This window comes from Pseudomonas sp. QE6, assembly GCF_041379005.1.
Lineage (GTDB): Bacteria > Pseudomonadota > Gammaproteobacteria > Pseudomonadales > Pseudomonadaceae > Pseudomonas.
On the sequence record NZ_CP166873.1, the window covers coordinates 5852821 to 5875597 of the forward strand.

17 protein-coding genes and 1 pseudogene are annotated in these 22777 nt (G+C 62.9%); 9 read left to right on the plus strand and 9 right to left on the minus strand.

All coding sequences use genetic code 11. The annotated features are described in order from the left end of the window. Position 1: 1 nt before the first annotated feature. From ACAW63_RS26750 to ACAW63_RS26775, 6 genes are all read right to left on the minus strand, one after another. Complete coding sequence (locus ACAW63_RS26750; RefSeq protein ID WP_371230415.1) at positions 2-3070, minus strand: pilus assembly protein; 3069 nt, start codon at positions 3068-3070, stop codon at positions 2-4. Further along, complete coding sequence (locus ACAW63_RS26755) at positions 3067-3555, minus strand: hypothetical protein (RefSeq protein ID WP_343577637.1); 489 nt, start codon at positions 3553-3555, stop codon at positions 3067-3069. The genes ACAW63_RS26750 and ACAW63_RS26755 overlap by 4 nt, the downstream gene beginning before the upstream one ends. Further along, a complete protein-coding gene (locus tag ACAW63_RS26760) occupies positions 3552-4661 on the minus strand; it encodes a PilW family protein (protein WP_371230417.1) in 1110 nt (369 codons plus the stop codon). The genes ACAW63_RS26755 and ACAW63_RS26760 overlap by 4 nt, the downstream gene beginning before the upstream one ends. Beyond that, on the minus strand, positions 4658-5209 hold the full coding sequence (gene pilV, locus ACAW63_RS26765; RefSeq protein WP_343577757.1) for a type IV pilus modification protein PilV: 552 nt from the start codon (positions 5207-5209) through the stop codon (positions 4658-4660). The genes ACAW63_RS26760 and pilV overlap by 4 nt, the downstream gene beginning before the upstream one ends. A 5-nt stretch (positions 5210-5214) precedes the next feature. After that, positions 5215-5607: a type IV pilin protein gene (locus ACAW63_RS26770; RefSeq protein WP_343577633.1), complete on the minus strand. Its 393-nt coding sequence runs from the start codon at positions 5605-5607 to the stop codon at positions 5215-5217. 533 nt (positions 5608-6140) lie between these two features. After that, the gene (locus tag ACAW63_RS26775) at positions 6141-7691 is read right to left on the minus strand and encodes an EAL domain-containing protein (RefSeq protein ID WP_371230420.1); all 1551 of its coding nucleotides are present in this window, start codon (positions 7689-7691) and stop codon (positions 6141-6143) included. Between the two features lie 165 nt (positions 7692-7856). On the opposite strand from ACAW63_RS26775, the gene ACAW63_RS26780 reads away from it, so the two are divergent. Further along, positions 7857-8369: an RDD family protein gene (locus ACAW63_RS26780; RefSeq protein WP_371230421.1), complete on the plus strand. Its 513-nt coding sequence runs from the start codon at positions 7857-7859 to the stop codon at positions 8367-8369. Between the two features lie 73 nt (positions 8370-8442). On the opposite strand, the gene lptG is transcribed toward ACAW63_RS26780, so the two are convergent. Next, positions 8443-9510 (minus strand): LPS export ABC transporter permease LptG, encoded by a 1068-nt coding sequence (lptG, locus tag ACAW63_RS26785; RefSeq protein ID WP_371230423.1) that lies wholly within the window; start codon positions 9508-9510, stop codon positions 8443-8445. Then, the gene (gene lptF, locus ACAW63_RS26790; RefSeq protein WP_275608383.1) at positions 9503-10627 is read right to left on the minus strand and encodes an LPS export ABC transporter permease LptF; all 1125 of its coding nucleotides are present in this window, start codon (positions 10625-10627) and stop codon (positions 9503-9505) included. Before lptF ends, lptG begins: the two co-directional genes overlap by 8 nt. A 201-nt stretch (positions 10628-10828) precedes the next feature. Between lptF and ACAW63_RS26795 the strand changes: the two genes are divergently transcribed. The 6 genes and pseudogenes from ACAW63_RS26795 to ACAW63_RS26820 all read left to right on the plus strand — a co-directional run bounded on the left by ACAW63_RS26795 (position 10829) and on the right by ACAW63_RS26820 (position 17039). Beyond that, positions 10829-12316, plus strand: coding sequence for a leucyl aminopeptidase (locus ACAW63_RS26795; protein ID WP_371230425.1), 1488 nt, complete (start codon positions 10829-10831; stop codon positions 12314-12316). 160 nt (positions 12317-12476) lie between these two features. Next, positions 12477-12905, plus strand: coding sequence for a DNA polymerase III subunit chi (locus ACAW63_RS26800; protein WP_371230426.1), 429 nt, complete (start codon positions 12477-12479; stop codon positions 12903-12905). A 19-nt stretch (positions 12906-12924) separates the two neighbouring features. Continuing rightward, on the plus strand, positions 12925-13314 hold the full coding sequence (locus ACAW63_RS26805; RefSeq protein ID WP_371230428.1) for a DNA polymerase III subunit chi: 390 nt from the start codon (positions 12925-12927) through the stop codon (positions 13312-13314). 191 nt (positions 13315-13505) lie between these two features. Beyond that, positions 13506-16355 carry a valine--tRNA ligase gene (locus ACAW63_RS26810; RefSeq protein WP_371230430.1) on the plus strand — a complete coding sequence of 950 codons (2850 nt, stop codon included), beginning with the start codon at positions 13506-13508 and terminating at the stop codon, positions 16353-16355. Between the two features lie 85 nt (positions 16356-16440). Next, the gene (locus ACAW63_RS26815; RefSeq protein WP_371230432.1) at positions 16441-16731 is read left to right on the plus strand and encodes a nucleotidyltransferase family protein; all 291 of its coding nucleotides are present in this window, start codon (positions 16441-16443) and stop codon (positions 16729-16731) included. Positions 16732-16771: 40 nt separating this feature from the next. Continuing rightward, positions 16772-17039, plus strand: a pseudogene (locus ACAW63_RS26820) (DUF86 domain-containing protein). A gap of 6 nt (positions 17040-17045) precedes the next feature. Here ACAW63_RS26820 and ACAW63_RS26825 read toward each other — a convergent pair. Further along, positions 17046-18950, minus strand: a complete 1905-nt coding sequence (locus ACAW63_RS26825; protein WP_371230433.1) for a M14 family metallopeptidase — start codon at positions 18948-18950, stop codon at positions 17046-17048. A gap of 225 nt (positions 18951-19175) precedes the next feature. Between ACAW63_RS26825 and ACAW63_RS26830 the strand changes: the two genes are divergently transcribed. Further along, positions 19176-20831, plus strand: coding sequence for a thiamine pyrophosphate-binding protein (locus ACAW63_RS26830; RefSeq protein ID WP_371230435.1), 1656 nt, complete (start codon positions 19176-19178; stop codon positions 20829-20831). A 112-nt stretch (positions 20832-20943) separates the two neighbouring features. Then, complete coding sequence (locus ACAW63_RS26835; RefSeq protein ID WP_371230436.1) at positions 20944-22773, plus strand: SLC13 family permease; 1830 nt, start codon at positions 20944-20946, stop codon at positions 22771-22773. Positions 22774-22777 lie beyond the last annotated feature (4 nt).

Below are 22777 nucleotides of genomic sequence, written 5' to 3' on the forward strand. Positions count from 1 at the left end.
CCTATCGCTCGATGTTCCAGTACACCCAGGACTTCGGCCGGATACCCGAAGCTGGCGGAACGGCTTCGCATCCCTGCAGCGAAGAGTCGGTAGCACAGTTACCGCCACCGATAATGAATGGCTTCTGAGTTCCATCATCGAGGATGACGACGCCAGCCACTGGCGACGGGGCCAGCCCGCCGCCCGCAATCACCGAAAAACGATCGCCATTGGAACCGGCGGCATTCTTGTAGTTGATGTTGTAATTACGTGCCGTCCCGAGACTGACACAACTGGTCGCACTGACCACCGCCGGTTGGTGGGTACTGAAAATAATGGTATCGAACAACACCAACGCCGAAGTCACCACCTGCTCCGTCGATTGCAATGCCAGATACCAGCCCTTCGGATGAGCGTTTAGGTCGCTGGTCGATGGCGTCGCGGTGGTCGTAATAGCCAGCAACGAAGCGTTGCAGATTAGATTGGCACTACAAGTCGAGTTCTCCGAGGTCAGCCAGGTCGGGTCAGAGGGCTTGTCCCGCAGGCTGTAGAAGCGGTTGGACACAGAACTGGCGGAGGTATAGGCGAGGATAGGCTTCTCACGATCGCCTGAGCCGACAGCGATCACATACTCACCATTGCTCACCGCAACTTCAGGACCGTACATGAACTTGCGATTCGCCGTGCAGCTGGAAGCGGTGTCACACCCCAGCGCGGCAATCTTGGTGATGGTCCAGTTGGCCGGTGCAGCTGTACCAATGGCGCTAGCAGCATCGACCCCGGAGATGCGGTAAATATTGCCTCCAAGATCTGCGGCATAACCATAGGTAGCCAAGCCATTGTCGTCGGTGAGTATGGTCACATCCCCCACCACGCCACGATCAGTGGCGAAGGTCTTGAGCAGCGCGCCGGTATCAGCATTCAGCAGATAGATCTTATTGCCCTTGGAGCTGGCGGTGCAGGTATTGGGATCACCATCCTCACAGGGGTCGTAACCGCCTCCCATGGCCAGCATCGTCGCATTCCCGCTGCTGTAACCCGCCGCCTTGAGGGCGGTCGGAGTTGCCCAGGTCTGGCCGATGCCGTCGAAACCGGTACTACAGCCGGTGTCATTATCCATGTTTGGGCAGCCCAGCTTCCATTTCAGCACCGGGCTGGTAGGAGTCGTGACATCGAAAGCGTAGATCGATCGCCCACCACGACGCATGGCGGAATAGATCCAGGTGCTAGAGCCTTGCTGCACCGCGCTAACCGAGCCATCCATGCCATAGGACTTGGGCTGCGGCGTGGGCGTACCAGTGGTATGGCCAGGGAAACTGATAGTCACGCTGTTGTCGCGCAGCCGCTTGATGCTCGGATAGAACTCCGGTGGCATGAACGACCAAATCTCGCTACCAGGAGTCACCGAACCGATGTTAGTGGTGCGGTTGCCGTTGATGGCATGCAGCAGGCCATCGTTCCCTCCGTAGTAGACGACCACCTGGGGGGCGGCAGTCGTACCATAGTTGATGGCGGCCGGACGCGAATGCACGACGTCGCCGTGAACCGATGGGCGCATCTCGGTCACGTTGCTGTTGGTGTTTTCGTCCTGGTTATCGGAACCCACCGCCCAGTTGATGAGATTGTCGCGCTCGGTACTGCTGGCGGCACCCAGCAATGTCTGGGTAATCGCTGCGTTGCTCGTATTGAAGTCGGTGAGTGTGCTGCACCCCGTCGGGGCACAAGTCTTCATCGTGCGAGCGCTGGCCTGGCGTAACTTATAGGCTTGAGCGCCCTTCTCAACGATATTGCCATCGGGGTAGTTGGAAACATCCGAGCCGGGCACTGTCAGGCAGTTGCCTTGCGGCTTGAAGGTCCAGTAACCGTCCGTAGTGCTAGGCGTCCAGAAGCTCCTCGCACACTCGGTGATGAAGCCGGTTGCGCTGTTGATCGCGCTATTGCCGGCGGCATCCACCGTTTGCAGCTTGCCGTTGACCATCCCCAGCTTGTATTGCTTGAGGTTGCCGGCCCAGCGCGGGAATGAATCGGCATCCGGACGGAACATGCCGACATACACTTGGTTCAAGTAGGTGCTCTGGGTATTCACGCTCACCGGCAGGGTGACCGAGGCGAACACACTGTTGGTTGCTTGAATCTCGGAGAAGATAGCGTTCAGCGCATCGGCGATCTCCGTGCCGTTGGACGTCACGTCGAAGTACTTACCGCTGCTGACGTTGGCCATGCTCTTGAGCAAAGCGGTCCATCCTGGCCCCTGACCAGTGGTGACCTTGTTGATATCCACTGTATAGGTGGTAATGCCAAGGCTGCTCTTCTTCATGAAGCGCGCCCATTCATCTGCCACATTATCCTGCGAGCCGCTGGGCGAAATCGGAATCGCGGAGGTGTTGCCTCCCGCTGCAGAGAGCGCTGCGGTGGCTTGTGTGATGTCGTTGTTATTGTCCTGTGCCGCGCCGTTGCTGATGTAGATGATGAAATTTTTCGCGCAGCCAGTGACGATAGGGTTGTTATACGGACTGCCATCCTTCGCCGACAGAGCATTGCCGCTAAGCGCGTAGATTGCGTTGGAAGCGGTACTACCGGAGGTATTTCCCGTATAGTCCGTCTTTACCTTCTTGTTACCGGCATAAGGGGCACTCGCCGAGTAATAGAGCCAGGCCTCTTCCATGGCCTTGCTGATCTTGCCACCGTTGGATTTGTCACCTCCAACGTCCAAACTGCCAACCAAGGTCTGGTACTTGGTCTTGGTGCCTGCATCAAGCAAACGTATGGCAGCCCGGACATAGGCACCGTCATTGCCTTTGTCACCGCCACCAGTCTCAGTGAACATCATCAGGCCAACACGGAACTTGTTCGCCTGGAGTCCATTGACTACCGACACCAGCGCGGCCTTCTCATTGTCAAAAGGAGTGTTCCAGTTGGCTGTGTTGTCGAGGACGATCAATACGTTAGGCGCATCCGCAGAGTTGGGTGGCGTGCCGACGAACAGGTCGATGTCCTCAGCGCGAGCCATCGAGTACGCGATGCACAGGGCGCAGAATGCAAACACTCGCCAAAGGCGGACCGAGACATTGCCATGAGTTTTCATTTTCATACTCCGCACACCGTGCGCTTCTGCGTATCGGTGAGCTGCACACGCACGCCCGAACGCACCTTGACCGAAGCACCGCTCACCAAATCCGTCACCGTTGCATTCAACGACCAAACTGTATTCCAGTCCTGATTGCACATACTTTTGGTTCCCTGACCACAGAGCGAAGAGTTGCCGCTCGGCCGGGCGCTCGTGCACACGGGTGTTGCCATACTCACCACGTAGTCCCGGGTACCATCGTTGTTTAGATCGACATCAAGGTCTTCGGCGGTCGGTGTCGTGGTGAAGGCCGAATCGAGCACCCGCTGGATACCAATGTTGGCGGAGGCGATCGCCTCGTTGCGGAATTGCATGTTGCCCACCGCTTTGAGGTTGCTACCACTCAGGGTGTAGGCGCTGCCTACCATCAACATCAGCATCAGCAGCATCACCAGAGTAACCACCAAGGTCGCGCCGCGCTGCATCTGTGCCTTGCCGCTCATGCTCATGGCGTCTGCCTCCTGCGGGAAACGTTCACCAGCGCCGCGCTGGAAGTGAACAGGTGTCGCTTGTAGCCATCCGTAAACGGCCCCAGGGTGACGCCCCCCAAGGCATAGGTCTTGTCCGAGGAATAGCCCGGCGTCGCCGTACGACTACGCACCAGGACGTAAAGCTTGGCTTCCACCACATTCATCAATTCATCGACGGTACAGGAGCCCGCACCGCAATGAATGAAACTGCCGTCAGCCGATCCGTCCCCACGGTTGGTGGGCGACGTCTTGTTGTTGGGGTCAGCCCAGATGACCGCTTGGTCGTAGCGAACCGTGCCACCGGAATCACTGACATTGTCGATGCCCAACTCGACACGGAGCGCCTGGACACCCTCGATCAGCGGTACGGCCACCTGCTGAGCATTGACGCCAGCGGATAAGTCGAACTGCGAGCGCATCAGCGTGGGAATGCCGTCACCCGCCGTCACCGCGTAGTCGCGTACGTAATAGATGTCGGTGATGTACTTGCGACGCTCGGCCAAGTTGATGCAGTCGCGTTGGTGCAGGGTAAATCCGCCCGTACCGAACACATAGGACGCGGAGGGCTCGGTGTCGCAGGATGACACTTGGAAATACACCTTGCCGGCCGTCAACGCCTCGCAATTGCCGACACCCGGTACACAGGTATCGACATGCCGAACCACCAGCACGTCGGAATTGGCAGCCAGGTTGGTCACGACTCCGGAGCAGCCGGGGGGAACCGCCGAGTAGGTCTGCACTGCGATGCCGAGAGCGGCAGTCTTGTCGGCCAGCGTCCAGGTCGAGAAATCCCCGCATACCGGCGGCAGTGCCAAGGGTACATCCCCCGGAACATCGGAGGAGGTCAGGTCGTCGAACTGCGGGATGTAACCGTTCCAGAAGCCGGCATGGGCCAGATCTTCCTGCATCAACTGGACGGAGAAACGGCCGTTCTCAATCAACGAGTTGGTGTTGGCCATGTCATCGTTAGTACGACGCAGATTCAGGTAGAGCGTCAGGACACCAACCATGATCAGCAGGCCGATGGTCACTGCGATCATCATCTCGACCAAGGTAAACCCGCGTTGCGGAGCGGTGCGCCTCATAGCGTGGCCACCCGCACGATGGTTGTCACCACACGCCGGCAGCGGTCGCTGGTGCAATCATTACCGCCATTGTAGCTACCGCTGCCGCAAGCCACGCTGCTGGGGGGCGCGGATATAGGGCTCATACCCTGCCAAGCCACGGTGATCAGATACTGCCCGCTCCCCAGGGATTCGATGCAGCCACGCCCGCCCAGCATGGCGCCAGCCTTGACGTTACCACCACCGACCTCCGCTGCACCCTGCAGGCTGTTACACCAGTCCGCCATGTCCGACTGCTGACGCGTGGAGGTACTGGTGGGACAAGTCATTCCCGTGCCAACCGGGCTGGCGCTACCAGTGACGTAGCTGGAGGAGTTATTAGGATTGGCGGTCATCCGACTGGACATATCGTTGAGCAACAGCAGCGCCTGGGCGCGCTGGTACGACTCCATGTCCGACAGCTGCATACGAGTCTGCAGCTTGGCCAGCCCGAGCAGGCCCAAAGAAATGATCAGGATGCTGACCAACAGTTCGATAAGGGTCAAACCACGCTGTCGAGAGACGCCCATATCGCTCACCACTTGTTCGTCGGCATCTTGCTGCCGGTACTGTCGAGGGTCAGGTTGCCATCGCTGGCCTGAGCGCCAGACGGTGTGAAGGTGATGGTGAAAGTCGGCGGCGTTGCCGCGTTGTTGACGGTGATGCTGTAGCCGTAGTTACTCGACACTTCACTAGGCAACGAATAACCGCCCGCCTCCAGCGCCGTCTTGTCCGCATAGGCTCGATTGGCCAGTAGGTACTGCTGCTCGCGGTTGGCGATATCCATCATCTGCGCCTGTGCCGCCGAGCGTTTGCCGCGAATGACGTACTGCTGATAGCTGGGATAGGCGATAGCCGCCAGAATGGCGACGATCGCAGCAACCACCATCAGTTCGATCAGGGTAAATCCACGGGAACGAATAGGCATTATTCGGACTCTTGTTCTTTAGCCTTTCCAGACAACTCTATTAGCGAAATGGCGAACTGCCATTCCATTGACCGGCAATTTGGGACCAGTCGTCGCTCAGCGCTGTATAGAAAATTAATCAACGAATAATTCACTGAATCCAATCCTTGAAAGGCCGATCAGTAACGGCCCAAGGCCAGCAAGGGCGCGCCATTAGAGCGAAACGTCCTGATCGCGACAAGCCTCATGGCGACTGCTTATAGCCATCGATTTCTTCAACTTTCCCCTGAAATACGCGATCTACACGCAGCCAAGGGCTGAAACTCTCCCTTAATTCAAAATAACGAATGTCAAAAAAAAGTTAAACGGCAGCCCGTGCAAACTAAAAAGTGTGAACTAGATATCATTTTTATTTTGTCGCTATACCGGGATCGGAAGTAGGACGCAGAAGCGAAATGCGGCCAGAAAACTCCGTAGAAATTCCGCCACTGGGGACAGTCCAGCCGATTCGCAGGCATGCACTGCGCGACCCGCCACGAAAGGCGCACCAGCCCTCAACGCGCCCGTTCGCTTTCCTCACGCATCGCCTGCACAAAAGCATCCAGCGACATCGGCTTACCGAACAAGTACCCCTGCAACACATCCACCCCACGTTCGGCCAGGTAGCGCCGCTGCTCCTCGGTTTCCACCCCCTCGGCGATGATCATCAGGTCCAACTTGCCGCATAGCTCGACGATGCTGTCGAGGATGCATACTGAAAGTGCTTCCACGCCGATCATCGCGACGAAACTCTTGTCGATCTTCAGCGCGTCCACCTTGAAACGGTGCAGGTACGCCAGACTCGAGTTGCCCGTGCCGAAATCGTCGAGGGCCAACAGAATGCCCAGGCCATCCAGACGGTCGAACAACTGATCGGTGGCGTCGTTGGCAGCGATCAGTTCCCGCTCGGTCAGTTCCAGCACCAGGGTCGGCCGGTTCGGCAGGAACTTCGCCTGCAGGCTCAGGCAATCATCGAGCAACCTCGTCTCCGTGCAATGTACGGCGCTGATGTTGAAGCCCAGGTGGAAGTCCTCTCCCAGCAGCTCGCCATGGGGAGCCAGCCCCTCCCCCACCTGGCGCATCAGCTCGCGCGTCATCGGCACGATCAGGCCGGAACGCTCGGCCATCGGGATGAACAGGTCCGGCCCAACCATTCCCTCGCGCGGATGTTGCCAGCGCATCAATACTTCCGCACCGACCCAACGCCCATCGCGCGCATCCACCAGCGGCTGCAGGTAGGGGATGAATTCTCCAGCCATCAGCGCCCGCTCGAGCTCCAGGCTCGGCGTTGCGGAACGCCCCCACAACCAGTAGCAGGCCAGCCCGGAGACACCCCCCAGCGTCAGTAACAAGACGGCCAGCGGTAGCGCCTCCTGGCGGATATGGATCCACGCAGCGCCTTCGGGAAAACCCCCTATCACTGCGTACGGGTAACGCTCGGAGACCAAGCGTATATGGCCGATCGGCAATGGAACGGGCGTCCCGGCATGCACATGGCCGTCTTCATCCATCCACACCCCGCCGACTTGCAACTGCAGGTCGCTGCGTTGATCGACCAGTTGCAAGGTATTGCTCAGATAACGTCCATCGATGGAGGCCAGCGCGCCGTACTCCCCCTCGACCCGGCGCAGGATCAATATGGCGACATTGGGGGTCACCGGGTTGCCCGCCATCAGGCGCAGGCGCCCATCCACGTAGTCGGAGCCCTCCAGCTGCGCCTTGAAGTCGCCGAACAGAGAGGTGCAATAGATGGCATCGTCCCGCGTGAGGTTGACCGTGCGCACGAAGGGCACCACCGCCACCTGCTCGCGCAGCACCAAGGTCGAGTCGCTGCAGGGCTTTCCCTTCTGCGAGAGCGCAACCTTGGCTGCCCCCTCGGCATTGCCCAGCATGAGATCGAACAGGTGCAGTGCCTCGTGGGATGCCGTGCGCGCCTCAGCGGACAGGCTGCGCAGGGCCTGCCAATAGATAATGGAGCTACCCAGCGCCAGGGGGAGCAGCGCCATCGACAGGGCAAACACCAATCGCGGCACCAGCCGGCGCCGGGCATAGTTGCGTAACGGCATCCTTGTTCCTTGCTGTACGACCGTTCGTTTCCAGGGAAACGGTATGGGTGCAGCTTAGAACAGGGCCAGCGCGATAAAGGCCGAACCGGGCCAGAAACCGTATAATCCCGCCCCATTCATCCGGGGCTGTGCCCTACCGATCAACGATTCGCTCCAGAAGGCGCCATGTCCATACCGCAGCTCCAGCCCGCGGGAAACTTCCCGCCCGCCACGCTCATCCGCCGTTTCGCCGCCATGTTCTATGACTTCCTGCTCTGCGTAGCACTGATGATGGTCGTGACCCTGGTCTACCAGCAGGGCGTCCTGCGACTCATCTATGGCGGCGAGAGGCTCAAGCAACTGGCCGACCAGGGCGGATTGATCGGCGATCCGTTGCTCTCCAGCCTGCTGTTCATTAGCGTGTTCGCATTCTTCGCCAAATTCTGGACCCACAACGGCCAGACCCTCGGCATGCAGGTCTGGGGCATTCGCGTGCAGAACGCCAACGGCTCGCACATCAGCCTGCTCCAGGCGCTGCTGCGCTTTACCATTTCCATCGGCTCCTGGGCCTGCCTGGGGCTGGGCTTCCTGTGGATGCTCTGGGACAAGGACAAGCGCACCTGGCAGGATCGCTACTCGGAAAGCGTGGTGATCCAGATTCCCAAGGACGTACGCAAGGCGACTCAGGGGCGGCGCTGAGCCCCATTCGCCCATGAAAAAGCCCGCCAATCGGCGGGCTTTTTCGTTTGTGGCGTTCTTTGCAGGAGCGAGATCACCCCGCCCTTCGCAGCAACAGCATGCCGAGGAAGGCGCAGATCGCCGCGGGCACCAGCACCGCCAGCAGCGGCGGGAAGTTGAACACCTGACTGGATGGACCCAGCAGATCCTGGGCAATGCGGAAGCTGAAACCCACCAGCACGCCGGTGAAGACACGCTGCCCCAGCGTCACGCTGCGCAGCGGGCCGAAGATGAAGGAAATCGCCATCAGCACCAGCGCCGCGGTGACTGCCGGCTGCAGGATCTTGGTCCAGAATGCCAGCCAATAGCGGTTGGCGCTCAGCCCCTGCTCCTGCAGGTAATGGATATAGTTCCACAGCCCGCTGATCGACAGGGCCTCAGGCTCCGTCACGACAGTGTTCAGCAGTTGCGGGGTGAGCTGAATGTTCCACACTTCGCTGGGCTTGTTCACCACTTCGCTGCGTTTCTCATCCATATGCAGAACCGTGGTGGTCACGTTTTTCAGCACCCACTGGTTATTCTGGAAGGTTGCCTGCTTGGCGAAACTGGCGGTCTGCAGGCGGCGCGCATCATCGAAGTTGTAGCGCGTCACACCCAGCAGCATCCCGTCCGAGCGAACCACGTTGATCTGGATGAATTCGTGGCCCTGACGGTGCCACAGACCGTTCCGCGAACTCAGCACCCCGCCTTCGCTCTGGGCCATGGCGCGGTCGTTCTGGGCCTGGGTCTCGGTGTAGGGCACCACGTACTCGCCGAGCAGGATACCGCCGAACATCAGTACCAGCATCGGCTTCATCACTGCCCAGACGATGCGCTGCAGCGACACGCCAGCGGCACGCATGATGGTCAGCTCGCTGCTGCTGGCCAGGCTGCCGAGGCCCACCAGGCAACCGATCAGCGCAGCCATCGGCAACATATCGTAGGCACGGCTGGGTGCGGTGAGGAGCACGAACTTGAGTGCATCGACGAGGGTGTAGGTCTCGGTGATCTGCCCCAACTGGTCGACGAAGGCGAACAGCTCGGCCAGGCCGAGAATCACACCGAGCACGGCGAGAATGGAGATGAAAACGGTGATGCCGATGTAACGATCCAGCTTACGCATGCTTCGGCTCCCGCCCAGAATTCGCCCGTGCGGCGGCCAGCTTGAGCCTCAGCGGCTCCCAGTACAGCAGCAGCAATCCGATCGCCAGGAACAGTCCGTGGATCCACCACAGGCCCAGGGCGAGCGGGATCTTGCCCTTGTCGAGCATGCCACGGCCGGCGATCAGCAGCGCCAGGTAAGCCATGTAGAGCAGCACCGCCGGCAGCAGCTTGAGGAAGCGACCCTGACGCGGATTCACCCGCGAGAGCGGCACCGCCAGTATGGTGACCACGAAGACCAGCAGCGGAATGGAAAGGCGCCACTGCAGCTCGGACTTCATGCGTACTTCATCGCTGCCGATCAGTTCGCTGGTGGGAATGGCGTCGCGGTCGTCGATCTCGCTGCTGACTTCCGGCTTGGGCAGCAACACACCATAGGTGTCGTACTTGATCGCGCGGTAGTCGGCCTGCCCCGGAAGGCCATCGTAGCGATAGCCGTCCTTGAGGATCAGGTAGCGGCTGCCGTCGGCATGGATCTGCTGCTCGCCGCTGTTCGCCACCAGCACCGAAGCGCTGCCCGCCTTGCCGTTGCGCGGCGGATTCTTGTCGGCGATGAACACGCCACCCAGTTGCGTGCGTTCATTGGCCAGGGTCTCGGTATAGGTCACCCGCGAGCCGTCGCGCATCGACTGGAAACGTCCCGGCGCCAGGGTGTCGAACTCGGTCATCGCGTCCTGCTTGTTCAGCAGCAACTGCATCTGCGCGATTCCCTGCGGTGCCGCCCACAGGCTCAGCCAGGCCACGATCAGCGCCACCAGGAGCGCCGGCGCCAGGGTGTAGGCCGTCAGGCGCTGCTGGCTCATGCCGGTGGCGGTCAGCACGGTCATCTCGCTGTCCAGGTACAGCCGTCCGTAAGCCAGCAGGATCCCCAGGAACAGCCCCAGCGGCAGGATCAGCTGGAGGAAGCCCGGCAGGCGCGTGCCCATGATCATGAACAGCGAGCCTGGATCGAGCATGCCTTGGGCGGCCTGCGCCAGATATTTGATGAAACGGCCGCTCATGATGATGACCAGCAGCACGGCGCTCACTGCGCTCATGGTGATCAGCACTTCGCGGGACAGATAACGGAAGACAATCAAACCGGACACTCCAGGGTTGTCACGCTCGGGCGGCTACGCTCAAACTAGCCGTCGTGAAGCGTTTGCCGGCCCGCGCGAGCGCGATCCAGCGAAAATAGCCGGCATTATCCTGCGATTCGCCAGGCCTGTCACTGCGCAGTCTGCCTGAGCATCGCGGACCACCTTGCCATCGTGAGCCTTTTGTCCTGGGGACACCAAGCCATGGAATTCCTTGTAAAAAGCGTACGCCCGGAAACCCTGAAAACCGCCACCCTGGTCATCGCCGTCGGCGAAGGCCGCAAGCTTGGCGCCACTGCCAAGGCCGTTGACGACGTCACCGGCGGCGCTATCGGCACCCTGCTCAAGCGTGGCGATCTGGCGGGCAAGGTCGGGCAAACGTTACTCCTGCAGGATTTACCCAATATTAAGGCCGAGCGCGTGCTGCTGGTCGGCGCCGGCAAGGAACGCGACCTCTCCGACCGCGCCTACCGCAAACTGGTTTCCTCGGTCCTCGCCACCCTGAAGAACCTGGGCGGCGGCGACGCCGTGCTGGCCCTGGGTGATCTCGCCGTGAAAGGCCGCAACGCCCACGGCAAGGCCCGCCTGCAGGTGGAAACCCTGGCCGATGGCACCTACGTCTTCGACCGCTTCAAGAGTCAGAAGGCCGAAGTGCCAAAGCTGAAGAAGATCACCCTGCTGGTCGACAAGGCCGACGCCGCCGCCGTCGAACAGGGCGCCAAGGAAGCCCAGGCCATCGCCAACGGCATGGCCCTGACCCGCGACCTGGGCAACCTGCCGCCGAACCTCTGCCACCCGACCTTCCTCGGCGAGCAGGCCAAGGCGCTGGCCAAGGAGCACAAGGGACTGAAGGTCGAAGTGCTGGACGAGAAGAAGCTGCGCGAGCTGGGCATGGGTTCCTTCCTCGCCGTCGCCCAGGGCAGCGACCAGCCGCCGCGCCTCATCGTGCTGCAGTACAACGGCGGCAAGAAAGATGAAGCCCCCCATGTTCTGGTCGGCAAGGGCATCACCTTCGACACCGGCGGCATCAGCCTCAAGCCCGGCCTGGGCATGGACGAGATGAAGTTCGACATGTGCGGCGCCGCCTCCGTGTTCGGCACCTTCCGCGCCGTGCTGGAACTGCAGCTGCCGATCAACCTGGTGGGCGTGATGGCCTGCGCCGAGAACATGCCCAGCGGCGGCGCTACCCGTCCGGGCGACATCGTCACCACCATGAGCGGCCAGACCGTCGAAATCCTCAACACCGACGCCGAAGGCCGCCTGGTGCTGTGCGACGCGCTGACCTACGTCGAGCGATTCAAGCCGCAGTCGGTGGTGGACATCGCCACCCTCACCGGCGCCTGCATCGTCGCCCTGGGCTCCAATACCTCGGGCCTGATGGGCAACAACGACGCGCTGATCAAGCAACTGCTGAAAGCCGGTGAAGTCGCCGACGACCGCGCCTGGCAGCTGCCGCTCTTCGACGAATACCAGGAGCAGCTGGACAGCCCCTTCGCCGACATCGCCAACATCGGCGGGCCGAAGGCCGGCACCATCACCGCCGGCTGCTTCCTGTCGCGCTTTGCGAAGAAGTACCACTGGGCGCACCTGGACATCGCCGGCACCGCCTGGATCAGCGGCGGCAAGGACAAGGGCGCCACTGGACGCCCGGTTCCGCTGCTGACCCAGTACCTGCTGGACCGCGTGAAGTAACGGAGTAAGACAGCAATGTTTTTTGGAACCCGAAGCGTCGCGAGTGCCGCTCAGGCAAGGCGAAAGCCTGCGCACATGCGCAGTTTACGTTTTGTAAATGAGCAATTTGCGCAGGTTTTCAACGCAGCATGAGCAAACGCAGCAGCTTTGGGGCCAAAAAATGACGCGCGTGGATTTCTACGTCATTCCCAGCGCCGATCCCGACGCACGCCTGACCATCGCCTGCCGCCTGGCCGAAAAGGCCTGGCGGCAAGGCATGCGCATCTTCGTGCTGTGTGCCGACGAGGCCCAGCGCGAAGCGCTGGATGCACGGTTGTGGAACTTCCGGGGCGAAACCTTCATCCCACACAACGCGGTGGAAGAAGACGCCGACTCGCCGGTGGTGCTCGCCCTGGGTGAGCCGCCGGAGAGCCACCGGGACCTGCTGATCAACCTGACCTTGGCCATTCCCCCCTTCGTCGACCGCTTCAACCGGGTCGCCGAACTGGTGATCGAAGAACCGGCGATTCGTCAGGCCGCGCGGGAGAATTTCCGCCGCTACCGCGAGCAGGGCTATCCTTTGCAGGACCATCGCCTGCCGCGCCCTTGAGAACGCATCAGCCAAGACCATGGACAGCCGTAAGCCCCCGCACGACCCCGATCACCTGCTGGAAGACCTGAAATCGATCCAGGAACTGCTGGATGAGTCAGGTGCCGAACCGCCGCTGCTCACCGAATCCTTCGAGCCGGACAACATCCCACTGCTGTCCGATGTCATCGCTCCGGCGCCACGTACGCCGGAGCCGCCCGCTGCCGAGCCTGCCGAGCCTGCCGAGCCTGCCGAGCCGAAAGTCTCGCCCCAGGCCAGCGAACTCAATCGCCTGGACCTGGAGCTGCGCGCCGCCGCCCAGTTGATCCTGCAGGACGTGATCGACGACTTCGCGCCGCAGATCGAAGCCGAGCTGCAGCGCCGCCTGGAAGCACGGATGCAGCGCCTGCTGGCCCAGCGCAAGAGCTGACCGCAGCGCCCCCTTTCCTTGTAGGAGCGAGCTTGCTCGCGAACGCTCCTCTGCAAGCTCGCAGTGGTAACGGTTCGCGAGCAAGCTCGCTCCTACAATTGCTTCCCCTGCCGCCCCGGTGGCCTGCAAGGCCCGCGCCCCGTTATACTCACCGGTTTTCCGTCTAGCCTTATCAGGGTCCCGCCGCGCTCATGGACAAGACCTACCAGCCCCACGCCATCGAATCCCACTGGTACCCCCTGTGGGAACAGAACAACTATTTCGCCCCGCAAGGTTCCGGCGAGCCGTACACCATCATGATCCCGCCGCCGAACGTCACCGGCAGCCTGCACATGGGTCACGGCTTCAACAACGCCATCATGGATGCGCTGATCCGCTACCGCCGCATGCAGGGCCGCAACACCCTGTGGCAGCCGGGCACCGACCACGCCGGCATCGCCACCCAGATGGTGGTGGAGCGCCAGCTGGCCGCACAGGGCATCGCCCGACATGACCTGGGCCGCGAGAAGTTCCTGGAGAAGGTCTGGGAGTGGAAGGACCAGTCCGGCGGCACCATCACCCGCCAGATTCGCCGTCTGGGTTCCTCCGTGGACTGGTCGCGCGAGCGCTTCACCATGGACGAGGGCCTGTCCGAGGCCGTGAAGGAAGCCTTCGTGCGCCTGCACGAGGACGGCCTGATCTACCGCGGCAAGCGCCTGGTCAACTGGGACACCAAGTTCCACACCGCCATTTCCGACCTCGAAGTGGAGAACCACGACGAGAAGGGCCACCTCTGGCACCTGCGCTACCCGCTGGCCGACGGTCACAAGACCGCCGACGGCAAGGACCACCTGGTCGTCGCCACCACCCGTCCGGAAACCCTGCTCGGTGACAGCGCGGTCGCCGTTCATCCGGAAGACGAGCGCTACGCCGCGCTGATCGGCACCTTCGTCGACCTGCCGCTGGTGGGCCGCCGCATCCCGATCATCGCCGACGACTACGTCGACCGCGAGTTCGGCACCGGCTGCGTGAAGATCACCCCGGCCCACGACTTCAACGACTACGAAGTCGGCAAGCGCCACGACCTGCCGCTGATCAACATCTTCGACAAGGACGCCGCCGTCCTCGCCGTCGCCCAGGTGTTCAAGCTCGACGGCAGCGTCAACGCCGAGCTGGATGCCAGCCTGCCCGCCGCCTATGCCGGCATGGACCGCTTCGTCGCGCGCAAGCAGATCGTCGCCGACATCGAAGCCGCCGGCCTGCTGGAGAAGATCGACGACCACGCGCTGAAAGTGCCCAAGGGCGACCGCTCCGGCACCGTCATCGAACCCTGGCTGACCGACCAGTGGTACGTCTCCACCAAGCCGCTGGCCGAACCCGCCATCGCCGCCGTGGAAGACGGCCGCATCCAGTTCGTGCCCAAGCAGTACGAGAACATGTACTTCAGCTGGATGCGCGACATCCAGGACTGGTGCATCAGCCGCCAGCTGTGGTGGGGCCACCGCATCCCGGCCTGGTACGACGACGCCGGCAACGTCTACGTCGGCCGCAACGAGGCCGAAGTGCGCGCCAAGCACAACCTGGGCGACGCCAACCTGCGCCAGGACGAAGACGTCCTCGACACCTGGTTCAGCTCGGGCCTGTGGACCTTCTCCACCCTCGGCTGGCCGGAGCAGACCGAATACCTGAAGACCTTCCATCCCACCGACGTGCTGGTGACCGGCTTCGACATCATCTTCTTCTGGGTGGCGCGCATGATCATGCTGACCATGCACCTGATCAAGAATGGCGATGGCAGCGCGCAGATCCCGTTCAAGACCGTCTACGTCCATGGTCTGGTGCGCGACGGCCAGGGCCAGAAGATGTCCAAGTCCAAAGGCAACGTGCTCGACCCGCTGGACATAGTCGATGGCATTACCTTGGACGAACTGCTGGAGAAGCGCACCAGCGGCATGATGCAGCCCAAGCTCGCCGAGAAGATCGCCAAGCAGACCCGCGCCGAGTTCCCCGAAGGCATCGCCAGCTACGGCACCGACGCCCTGCGCTTCACCTTCTGCTCGCTGGCATCCACCGGCCGCGACATCAAGTTCGACATGGGCCGCGTCGAGGGCTACCGCAACTTCTGCAACAAGCTGTGGAACGCCGCCAACTTCGTCATCGAGAACACCGATGGCAAGGACACCGGCGTGAATGGCGAGCCGGTCGAGCTGTCCTCGGTGGACCGCTGGATCATCTCCGCCCTGCAGCGCACCGAGATCGAAGTCGCCCGTCAGTTGGACGCCTTCCGCTTCGACCTGGCCACCCAGGCCCTCTACGAATTCATCTGGGACGAGTACTGCGCCTGGTACCTGGAGCTGGTCAAGCCGGTACTGTGGGACGAGAACGCGCCGATCGAACGCCAGCGCGGCACCCGCCGCACCCTGGCGCGCGTGCTGGAAACCGCATTGCGCCTGGCGCACCCGTTCATGCCGTTCATCACCGAGGAAATCTGGCAGCGCATCAAGGCATCCGCCGGCAAGACCGGTGACACCCTGATGCTGCAACCCTGGCCGGTCGCCGACGAGGCGAAGATCGACGCCGCCGCCGAAGGCGACATCGAGTGGGTCAAGGCCCTGATGCTGGGCATCCGCCAGATCCGCGGCGAGATGAACATCTCCATGGCCAAGCGCATCGACCTGGTGCTGAACAACGCCTCGCCCGAAGACCATCGCCGCCTGGCCGACAACGAGCCGCTGCTGATGAAGCTGGCCAAGCTCGAGACCATCCGCGTGCTGGGCGAAGGCGAAGAGCCGCCGATGTCCGCCACCGCTCTGGTCGGCGACCTGCAGGTGCTGGTGCCGATGGCCGGCCTGATCGACAAGGCCGCCGAAATGGCCCGCCTGGACAAGGAAATCCAGCGCCTGGAAGGCGAAGTCAAACGTGTCGGCGGCAAGCTCGCCAACGAAGGCTTCGTCGCCAAGGCCCCGGCGGATGTGATCGAAAAGGAACGCGCCAAGCTCGCCGAAGCCGAGCAGGCGGTGACCAACCTGATCCAGCAGCGCGAGAAGATCGCCAGTCTGTAAGCGTCATCCACAAGGCCCGCCAATGCGGGCCTTGTTTTTTCCGCTTGTGCTACCTTCAGGCGTATTCACTGATCCGGTAACCAATATGGACCGCCACCACACCCTGACCCTGCTGGAAAGCTGCAAGCCAGAACTGGCCACGCGCTTCGGTGTGGTCAGGCTGGCTCTGTTCGGCTCGACGGCACGTGACGACGCAGGACCGGATAGCGATGTGGATATTCTGGTCAGTTTCGACGGCCCTGCGACCTCGGAGCGCTACTTCGGCGTGCAGTTCTACCTCGAAGACTTGCTAGGCCACAGTGTCGACCTGGTAACCGAAAAGGCGCTTCGCCCGGAGCTACGCCCCTTCATCGAAGCGGAGGCGGTGAATGTCTGAGCGTCCCGAGCGAGTCTGGTATTTCTACGTCGACGACATGATGGCGTGCGCCGAGAAGGTCCTCGCCTACTGCGCAAATCTGGATCAGCAGGCCTTCGTCGCTACCCCGTTGGTTTATGACGCGACCTTGCGCAATCTGGAGATCATCGGCGAAGCCGCAGGTTCCCTGGCGCATGCTGGTGGCTACCCGAAACCGACTGATCCACGGCTATCTTGGCATCGATAACGACACCCTGTGGAGCATCGTCCGCGACGAGGTCCCCAAACTGCTGACGCAGCTGCGGGAGCTGCGCCAGCAACAACCCTGAACTGCCTCAGTACACCGTCCCCACCGGGTACACATAGGCATTCACGTCATAGAACGGCGTGCGCTGGTAGAACCACTGCAGGCGCGCCTGGGCGTCCTTGGCGAAGGCCTTGTCGTCTTTCAACTTCTTCTCGAACTCGGCTTTGAGCTTCGGGTCTTCGGCAAGCATCTTCCGCGCCATTGGCTCCATCACGTACTCCTCCGGCTCCTCGGCCACCACCAGCGTCGAGTTGAAGAAGCCCCAGGACCAGAACGAGTCAGGGCTTTCTGCCGTCAGCAGGTTGATCGCCAGCACGCCCAGCGGCTGGTCGGTATCGATCACCACCGAGCCGGCCGGGTAGGTCTGCAGGCGCTGGAATGGTTTGCCCACGCCGCTGACCAACAGGTGCCCTTCATAGCCGGGAATCTCGTTGGTGGCGGCACGGTCCGGCTCGAAGCCGCCGGCCAGCTTGATGTTGTCCATGCGGTTCAAGGTCACCTCGATGGGCGTGGCCTTGTCCAGGGTCTTCATCTGGATGCCGTGGGACTTCAGGCGCGCGATCACCTCGCTCCACTGCACCGGCACCACGTACTGCTTCGGCCGCTTCACTACCAGGTCCGGCACCGAGTTGTCGCTGATCGGCACGTTCAGTTGCTTGGGCTTGTTGCTCCAGACGATGGTCTTCTTGCCGGTGATCGGTGACTCCTCGTAACGGTAGTCCCCTACGGCGAACGGCGTGTGCTGTTCCTTGCCGGGCTTCCAGGTCAGGATTACGTCCTTCTGCGCGGCGAGGCGCTCGCGGTCCTTGGCGATGGCCTGCTTGAGCGAGTCGGCGTTGTCGCCGATCACCTGGAACATCGCCTTGAGCATCACGTAGTTGCCCAGCACCTGGGTTTCGTAGGGATGCAGCGCGTGTTGCTCGATGAGGATCGAGGGCACGTTGCGGATGTCGCCGTACTGGTTGGAGAAGCGCGCAAGGTCCGTGCGATAGGGGTAATAGCCCTTGGTCGGGTCCTGGTTGTCGTTGAAGCTGATGCACTCATGGACCACATGGCCGTCGCCTTCCAATTCCTTGTACACCGGCGGCCGCATGACCTTGTCCATCCATTCGCTGGAGGCCGGTGACCAGCCGTTGCCGTTGTGGCAGTAGGAGCTGTCGTAGGGGTACATGGCGCCATCGGTGGAGTGGGTATCGGCGAAGAAGCTCAGGTCGTACTGGTTGAACACCGAGGCGACGTTGCGGATTTCCGCGCTGTCGAGCTTGGTGAAGTCGCGGTTGAGGTTGTAGTTCAGGCCGTTGACCCGCCAGCCGGTAACCTCCGGGCCATTCTGGTTGATTCGTCCGTAGGGGCTGCGGCGCAGGTCGCCGTCGATGTTCACGGTGGGAATGAAGAGGATGTTGACCTTGTCCAGCAGGCCAGCCAGTGGCTTGTCGCCGGTGGTCATGTCGCGCAGCAGCATGAACATCGCGTCCTTGCCATTAGCCTCGCCGGGGTGGATTTCCGCCTCGACGAAGATCGTCGGCTTGCCGGACTTGTTCAGCCCGGCGGCCGATTTGTCCGCCTCGCGACTGGCGGTGACCAGCAGCATCGGCTCGCCGGTGGCGCTGTTCTCCGGCAGGTCGCTCAGGGTGATGGCGCCGCCGGAGGCATCGACCAGCGTCTGCAGCCAGGCGCGGGTCTGGTGGTAATCGGAGGTCTGCTTGAATCCGCTGGATTCGGCCAGTGTGATCAGCGGGTTGTCGGCCTTGGCGATGTACCTGGTGCTGCCGAGTTTCTGCTCGAACATCGCCGGTAGGATGCGGGTCTTGGCCGCGGCGCTATAGCCACTGTCATCGACATAGCCCGGCGCCGAAGGCAGGGCGGCGTAGAGGGGCAGGCTGGAGGTGGCGAACAGGCTGGCGAGCAGGGCTCGGGACGAGAGGGGGGACATGGGAGGGGGCTCCTTCTGCAATAAAACGTCCTGCGGGCGCGGGGGCGCCCGTGCATCAACCATAGCCAACCCAGGAAAGACGCCGGCGCGGTTCGTCGTCGCAGCCGCTCTGGGGCGGTCCATTCATTCCTCGTTGGAATGACCTTGCGAAGAATGCTCGCTTGGTTCGGCGCGGCAGTTCGCCGAAGATCAGCGCACCCCTGCCCATCCAGGAAACCGACTCCCATGTCCGACCTCCCCGTCCGCAATGGCGGCCAGATCCTCGTCGAAGCCCTGCTGGGCAATGCGGTCGATACCGTCTACTGCATCCCCGGCGAGAGCTACCTGCCGGTGCTCGATGCCCTGCACGACGCCCGATCGATCCGCACCGTCGTCACCCGCCACGAAGGCGCCGCCTCGAACATGGCCGACGCCTACGGCAAGCTCACCGGGCGCCCGGGCATCTGCTTCGTTACCCGTGGACCGGGCGCAACCCATGCGGCCAATGGCGTGCACACGGCCAAACAGGATTCGACGCCGATGATTCTCTTCGTCGGCCAGGTGGAAAGCGCCTTCAAGGGCCGCGAAGCCTTCCAGGAAGTGGACTACCGGCAGATGTTCGGCGGCCTGGCCAAGTGGGCCACGGAGATCGACGACATCCGCCGCATCCCCGAAGTGGTCGCCCAGGCCTTCGCCGTGGCCCAGTCCGGACGTCCCGGCCCGGTGGTGGTGGGGCTGCCGGAGGAAGTGCTGTTCGGCTCAGCGCCGGTAGCGGACATCCCCGCGCCGCGCATTGCGCAGATCGCCTCGCCGCAGGCTGCGCTGGAGGGACTGCGCGGCTTGCTGGCCCGCGCCCGCAAACCGCTGCTGGTGATCGGCGGCACGGGCTGGGACGACGCCGCACGCCATGCCCTGCAGCGTTTCGCCAAGGCCAACGACCTGCCGGTGGTGGCCTCGTTCCGCCGCCAGGACCTCTACGACAACCGCGACGCCCAGTATGCCGGCCAGCTCGGTTTCGGCGCTTCGCCCAAACTCACCGCCCGGGTGCAGGAGGCCGATCTGCTGCTGGTGCTCGGCTCGCGCCTCAGCGAAACGCCCAGCGCCGGCTACACCCTGGTGCAGAGCCCACGCCCCGTTCAGACGCTGATCCACATCCACCCGGACGCCAGCGAACTGGGCCGGGTCTACCAGGCCGACCTCCCCATACAGGCCAGCATGCCTGCCATCGCAGCGGCCCTCGACGCCCTTCCCCCATTGAGCGAACGCCCCTGGGCCGGATGGACCGCCGCGGCCCGCGCCGACTACCTCGCCTACTCCACCCCGCCGCAGAACGCCGAGCGTCCGCAAGGCGTGGACCTGGCGGAAGTCGTCAGTTACCTAAGCGAGACCCTGCCCGAGGACGCGGCGATCAGCAACGGCGCCGGCAACTACGCCGTCTGGGTACACCGCTTCTACCGCTATCGCTCGCCGCGCAGCCAGCTCGCCCCCACCAACGGCGCCATGGGCTACGGCTTCCCCGCCGCCATCGCCGCCAAGCTGCGCGACCCGCAGCGCAGCGTGGTGTGCTTCGCCGGGGACGGCTGCTTCATGATGTACCCGCAGGAGCTGGCCACCGCCGTGCAGTACGGCGCCGCACTGACCGTCATCGTGGTCAACAACGGCATGCTCGGCACCATCCGCATGCACCAGGAGCGCGAGTATCCGGGACGCATCAGCGCGACCGAACTGCGCAACCCCGACTTCGTCGCCCTCGCCAGGGCCTTTGGCGCCCACGGCGAACTCGTCGAGCGCACCGAGGACTTCGCCGCCGCCTTCCAGCGCGCCCAGGCCAGCGGCAAGCCGGCGTTGATCGAGCTGCGCACCGATCCCAGACAGATCACCCCTATCGCACGCCTGCCGTAACAATGCGATTCGCCGCCGCACAGGACCACTGGCTTCGCTAAGCTGCATCGGATCAAGACATTGCGCCCGCCTCGGCGGGCACAATGGCGCCGAATACTCGCTAGGGAAGCACATGAGTCTGCCACTGATCTGGGTTCTCGCCCTGCTCGCCACCGCCGTCGGACTGTTCGTCATCAACCGGCCACGAATGGACGTGGTCGCCCTGCTGGTGATGGTCGCCCTGCCCCTCTCCGGCATCCTCAGCGTGCAGGAGTCGCTGGCCGGATTCGCCGACCCCAACGTCATCCTCATCGCCGCGCTCTTTGTCATCGGCGAAGGCCTGGTGCGCACCGGCGTGGCCTACCGCATCGGCGAATGGCTGACGCGCCGCGCCGGCGCCAGCGAGACGCGCCTGCTGGTGCTGCTGATGCTGGCCGTGGCCGGGCTGGGTTCGGTGATGAGTTCCACCGGCGTGGTCGCCATTTTCATTCCCGTGGTTCTGAGCATCGCCGCGCGCCTGCACGTCTCGCCACGCCGGCTGATGATGCCACTGAGCTTCGCCGGGCTGATCAGCGGCATGCTCACCCTGGTCGCCACCGCGCCCAACGTGGTGGTGCACAGCGAGCTGGTGCGCGAAGGCTCGACCGGGTTCGGCTTCTTCAGCTTCACCCCCTTCGGCCTGGTCATTCTCGCCCTGGGCATCGGCTACATGCTGGTGGCACGCCGTTGGCTGGGCGACGACGCGGGCGACGACAAGCAAAGCCTCAAGCGCCGCACCCTGGGCGACCTGATCCGCGATTATCAGCTGGCCGGCCGCGAACGCCGCCTGCGCATCCGCGCCGACTCGCAGCTGGTGGGCGCAAGCCTGGGCGACGTGGAGCTGCGCGCCCGCGCCGGCACCAACGTGGTCGCCATCGAACGCATGGTGCACTTCCGCCAGAAGATCCTCGGCCCCACCGCCAACATCGTCCTGCAGGCCGGCGACGTGCTGCTGGTGGACATCTACGGCGAGCGCGGCGACCTGCTGGGTCTGTACCACGAATACGGGCTGGAGCCGCTGAGCCTGCAGGGCGACTACTTCACCGAACGTGCCCACGAAGTGGGCATGGCCGAAGTGACCCTGCCGCCGGAGTCCGCCCTGCAGGGCAAGAGCGTGCTGGAGCTGGGCTTCCGCAGCCAGTACGGACTCAACGTGGTCGGTCTGCGGCGCAACCGCGAGGCGCTGGTGGAAGGTCTGCTGGAAGCCAAGCTGAAAGTCGGCGACACCCTGCTGGTGATCGGCGCCTGGAAGGACATCCGCCAGCTTCAGGCGCGCGGGCGCGACTTCCTGGTGCTCAGCCTGCCGGCGGAGGAGGACGAAGCCGCCCCCGCCGCCAGCCAGGCGCCCCACGCGCTGTTCAGCCTGGCAGTGATGGTGATCCTGATGGTCAGCGGACTGGTGCCCAACGTCATGGCCGCGCTGATCGCCTGCCTGCTGATGGGCGCCTTCCGCTGCATCGACATGGACAGCGCCTACCGCGCCATCCACTGGCAGAGCCTGCTGCTGATCGTCGGCATGCTGCCGTTCGCCCTCGCCCTGCAGAAGACCGGCGGCATCACCCTGGCGGTCAATGGCCTGGTCGGCGCCCTCGGCGATGCGGGGCCCTACGCGATCCTCGCCAGCCTGTTCGTGCTCACCGCGGTAATCGGCCTGTTCATCTCCAACACCGCCACCGCCGTGCTCATGGCGCCAGTCGCCATCGCCACGGCGAAAGCGCTCGGCGCCTCGCCCCAGGCCTTTGCGATGATCGTCGCGCTGGCCGCCTCGGCAGCCTTCATGACGCCGATCTCTTCGCCGGTGAACACCCTGGTGCTCGGTCCCGGACGCTACCGCTTCGGAGATTTCGTCAAGGTTGGCGTACCCTTCACGATTCTGGTGATGATCGTCAGCGTTCTGCTGGTACCCTGGCTGCTGCCGCTGTAGTGGA

Coding starts and splice junctions, on each gene's coding strand:
- ACAW63_RS26810 (WP_371230430.1), top strand. CDS start 13,506: ATGGACAAGACCTACCAGCCCCACGCCATCGAATCCCACTGGTACCCC.
- lptG (WP_371230423.1), bottom strand. CDS start 9,510: ATGCGTAAGCTGGATCGTTACATCGGCATCACCGTTTTCATCTCCATT.
- ACAW63_RS26775 (WP_371230420.1), bottom strand. CDS start 7,691: ATGCCGTTACGCAACTATGCCCGGCGCCGGCTGGTGCCGCGATTGGTG.
- ACAW63_RS26815 (WP_371230432.1), top strand. CDS start 16,441: ATGGACCGCCACCACACCCTGACCCTGCTGGAAAGCTGCAAGCCAGAA.
- ACAW63_RS26750 (WP_371230415.1), bottom strand. CDS start 3,070: ATGAAAATGAAAACTCATGGCAATGTCTCGGTCCGCCTTTGGCGAGTG.
- ACAW63_RS26800 (WP_371230426.1), top strand. CDS start 12,477: ATGACGCGCGTGGATTTCTACGTCATTCCCAGCGCCGATCCCGACGCA.
- ACAW63_RS26825 (WP_371230433.1), bottom strand. CDS start 18,950: ATGTCCCCCCTCTCGTCCCGAGCCCTGCTCGCCAGCCTGTTCGCCACC.
- ACAW63_RS26795 (WP_371230425.1), top strand. CDS start 10,829: ATGGAATTCCTTGTAAAAAGCGTACGCCCGGAAACCCTGAAAACCGCC.
- ACAW63_RS26755 (WP_343577637.1), bottom strand. CDS start 3,555: ATGAGCATGAGCGGCAAGGCACAGATGCAGCGCGGCGCGACCTTGGTG.
- pilV (WP_343577757.1), bottom strand. CDS start 5,209: ATGGGCGTCTCTCGACAGCGTGGTTTGACCCTTATCGAACTGTTGGTC.
- ACAW63_RS26770 (WP_343577633.1), bottom strand. CDS start 5,607: ATGCCTATTCGTTCCCGTGGATTTACCCTGATCGAACTGATGGTGGTT.
- ACAW63_RS26805 (WP_371230428.1), top strand. CDS start 12,925: ATGGACAGCCGTAAGCCCCCGCACGACCCCGATCACCTGCTGGAAGAC.
- ACAW63_RS26780 (WP_371230421.1), top strand. CDS start 7,857: ATGTCCATACCGCAGCTCCAGCCCGCGGGAAACTTCCCGCCCGCCACG.
- ACAW63_RS26835 (WP_371230436.1), top strand. CDS start 20,944: ATGAGTCTGCCACTGATCTGGGTTCTCGCCCTGCTCGCCACCGCCGTC.
- ACAW63_RS26760 (WP_371230417.1), bottom strand. CDS start 4,661: ATGAGGCGCACCGCTCCGCAACGCGGGTTTACCTTGGTCGAGATGATG.
- ACAW63_RS26830 (WP_371230435.1), top strand. CDS start 19,176: ATGTCCGACCTCCCCGTCCGCAATGGCGGCCAGATCCTCGTCGAAGCC.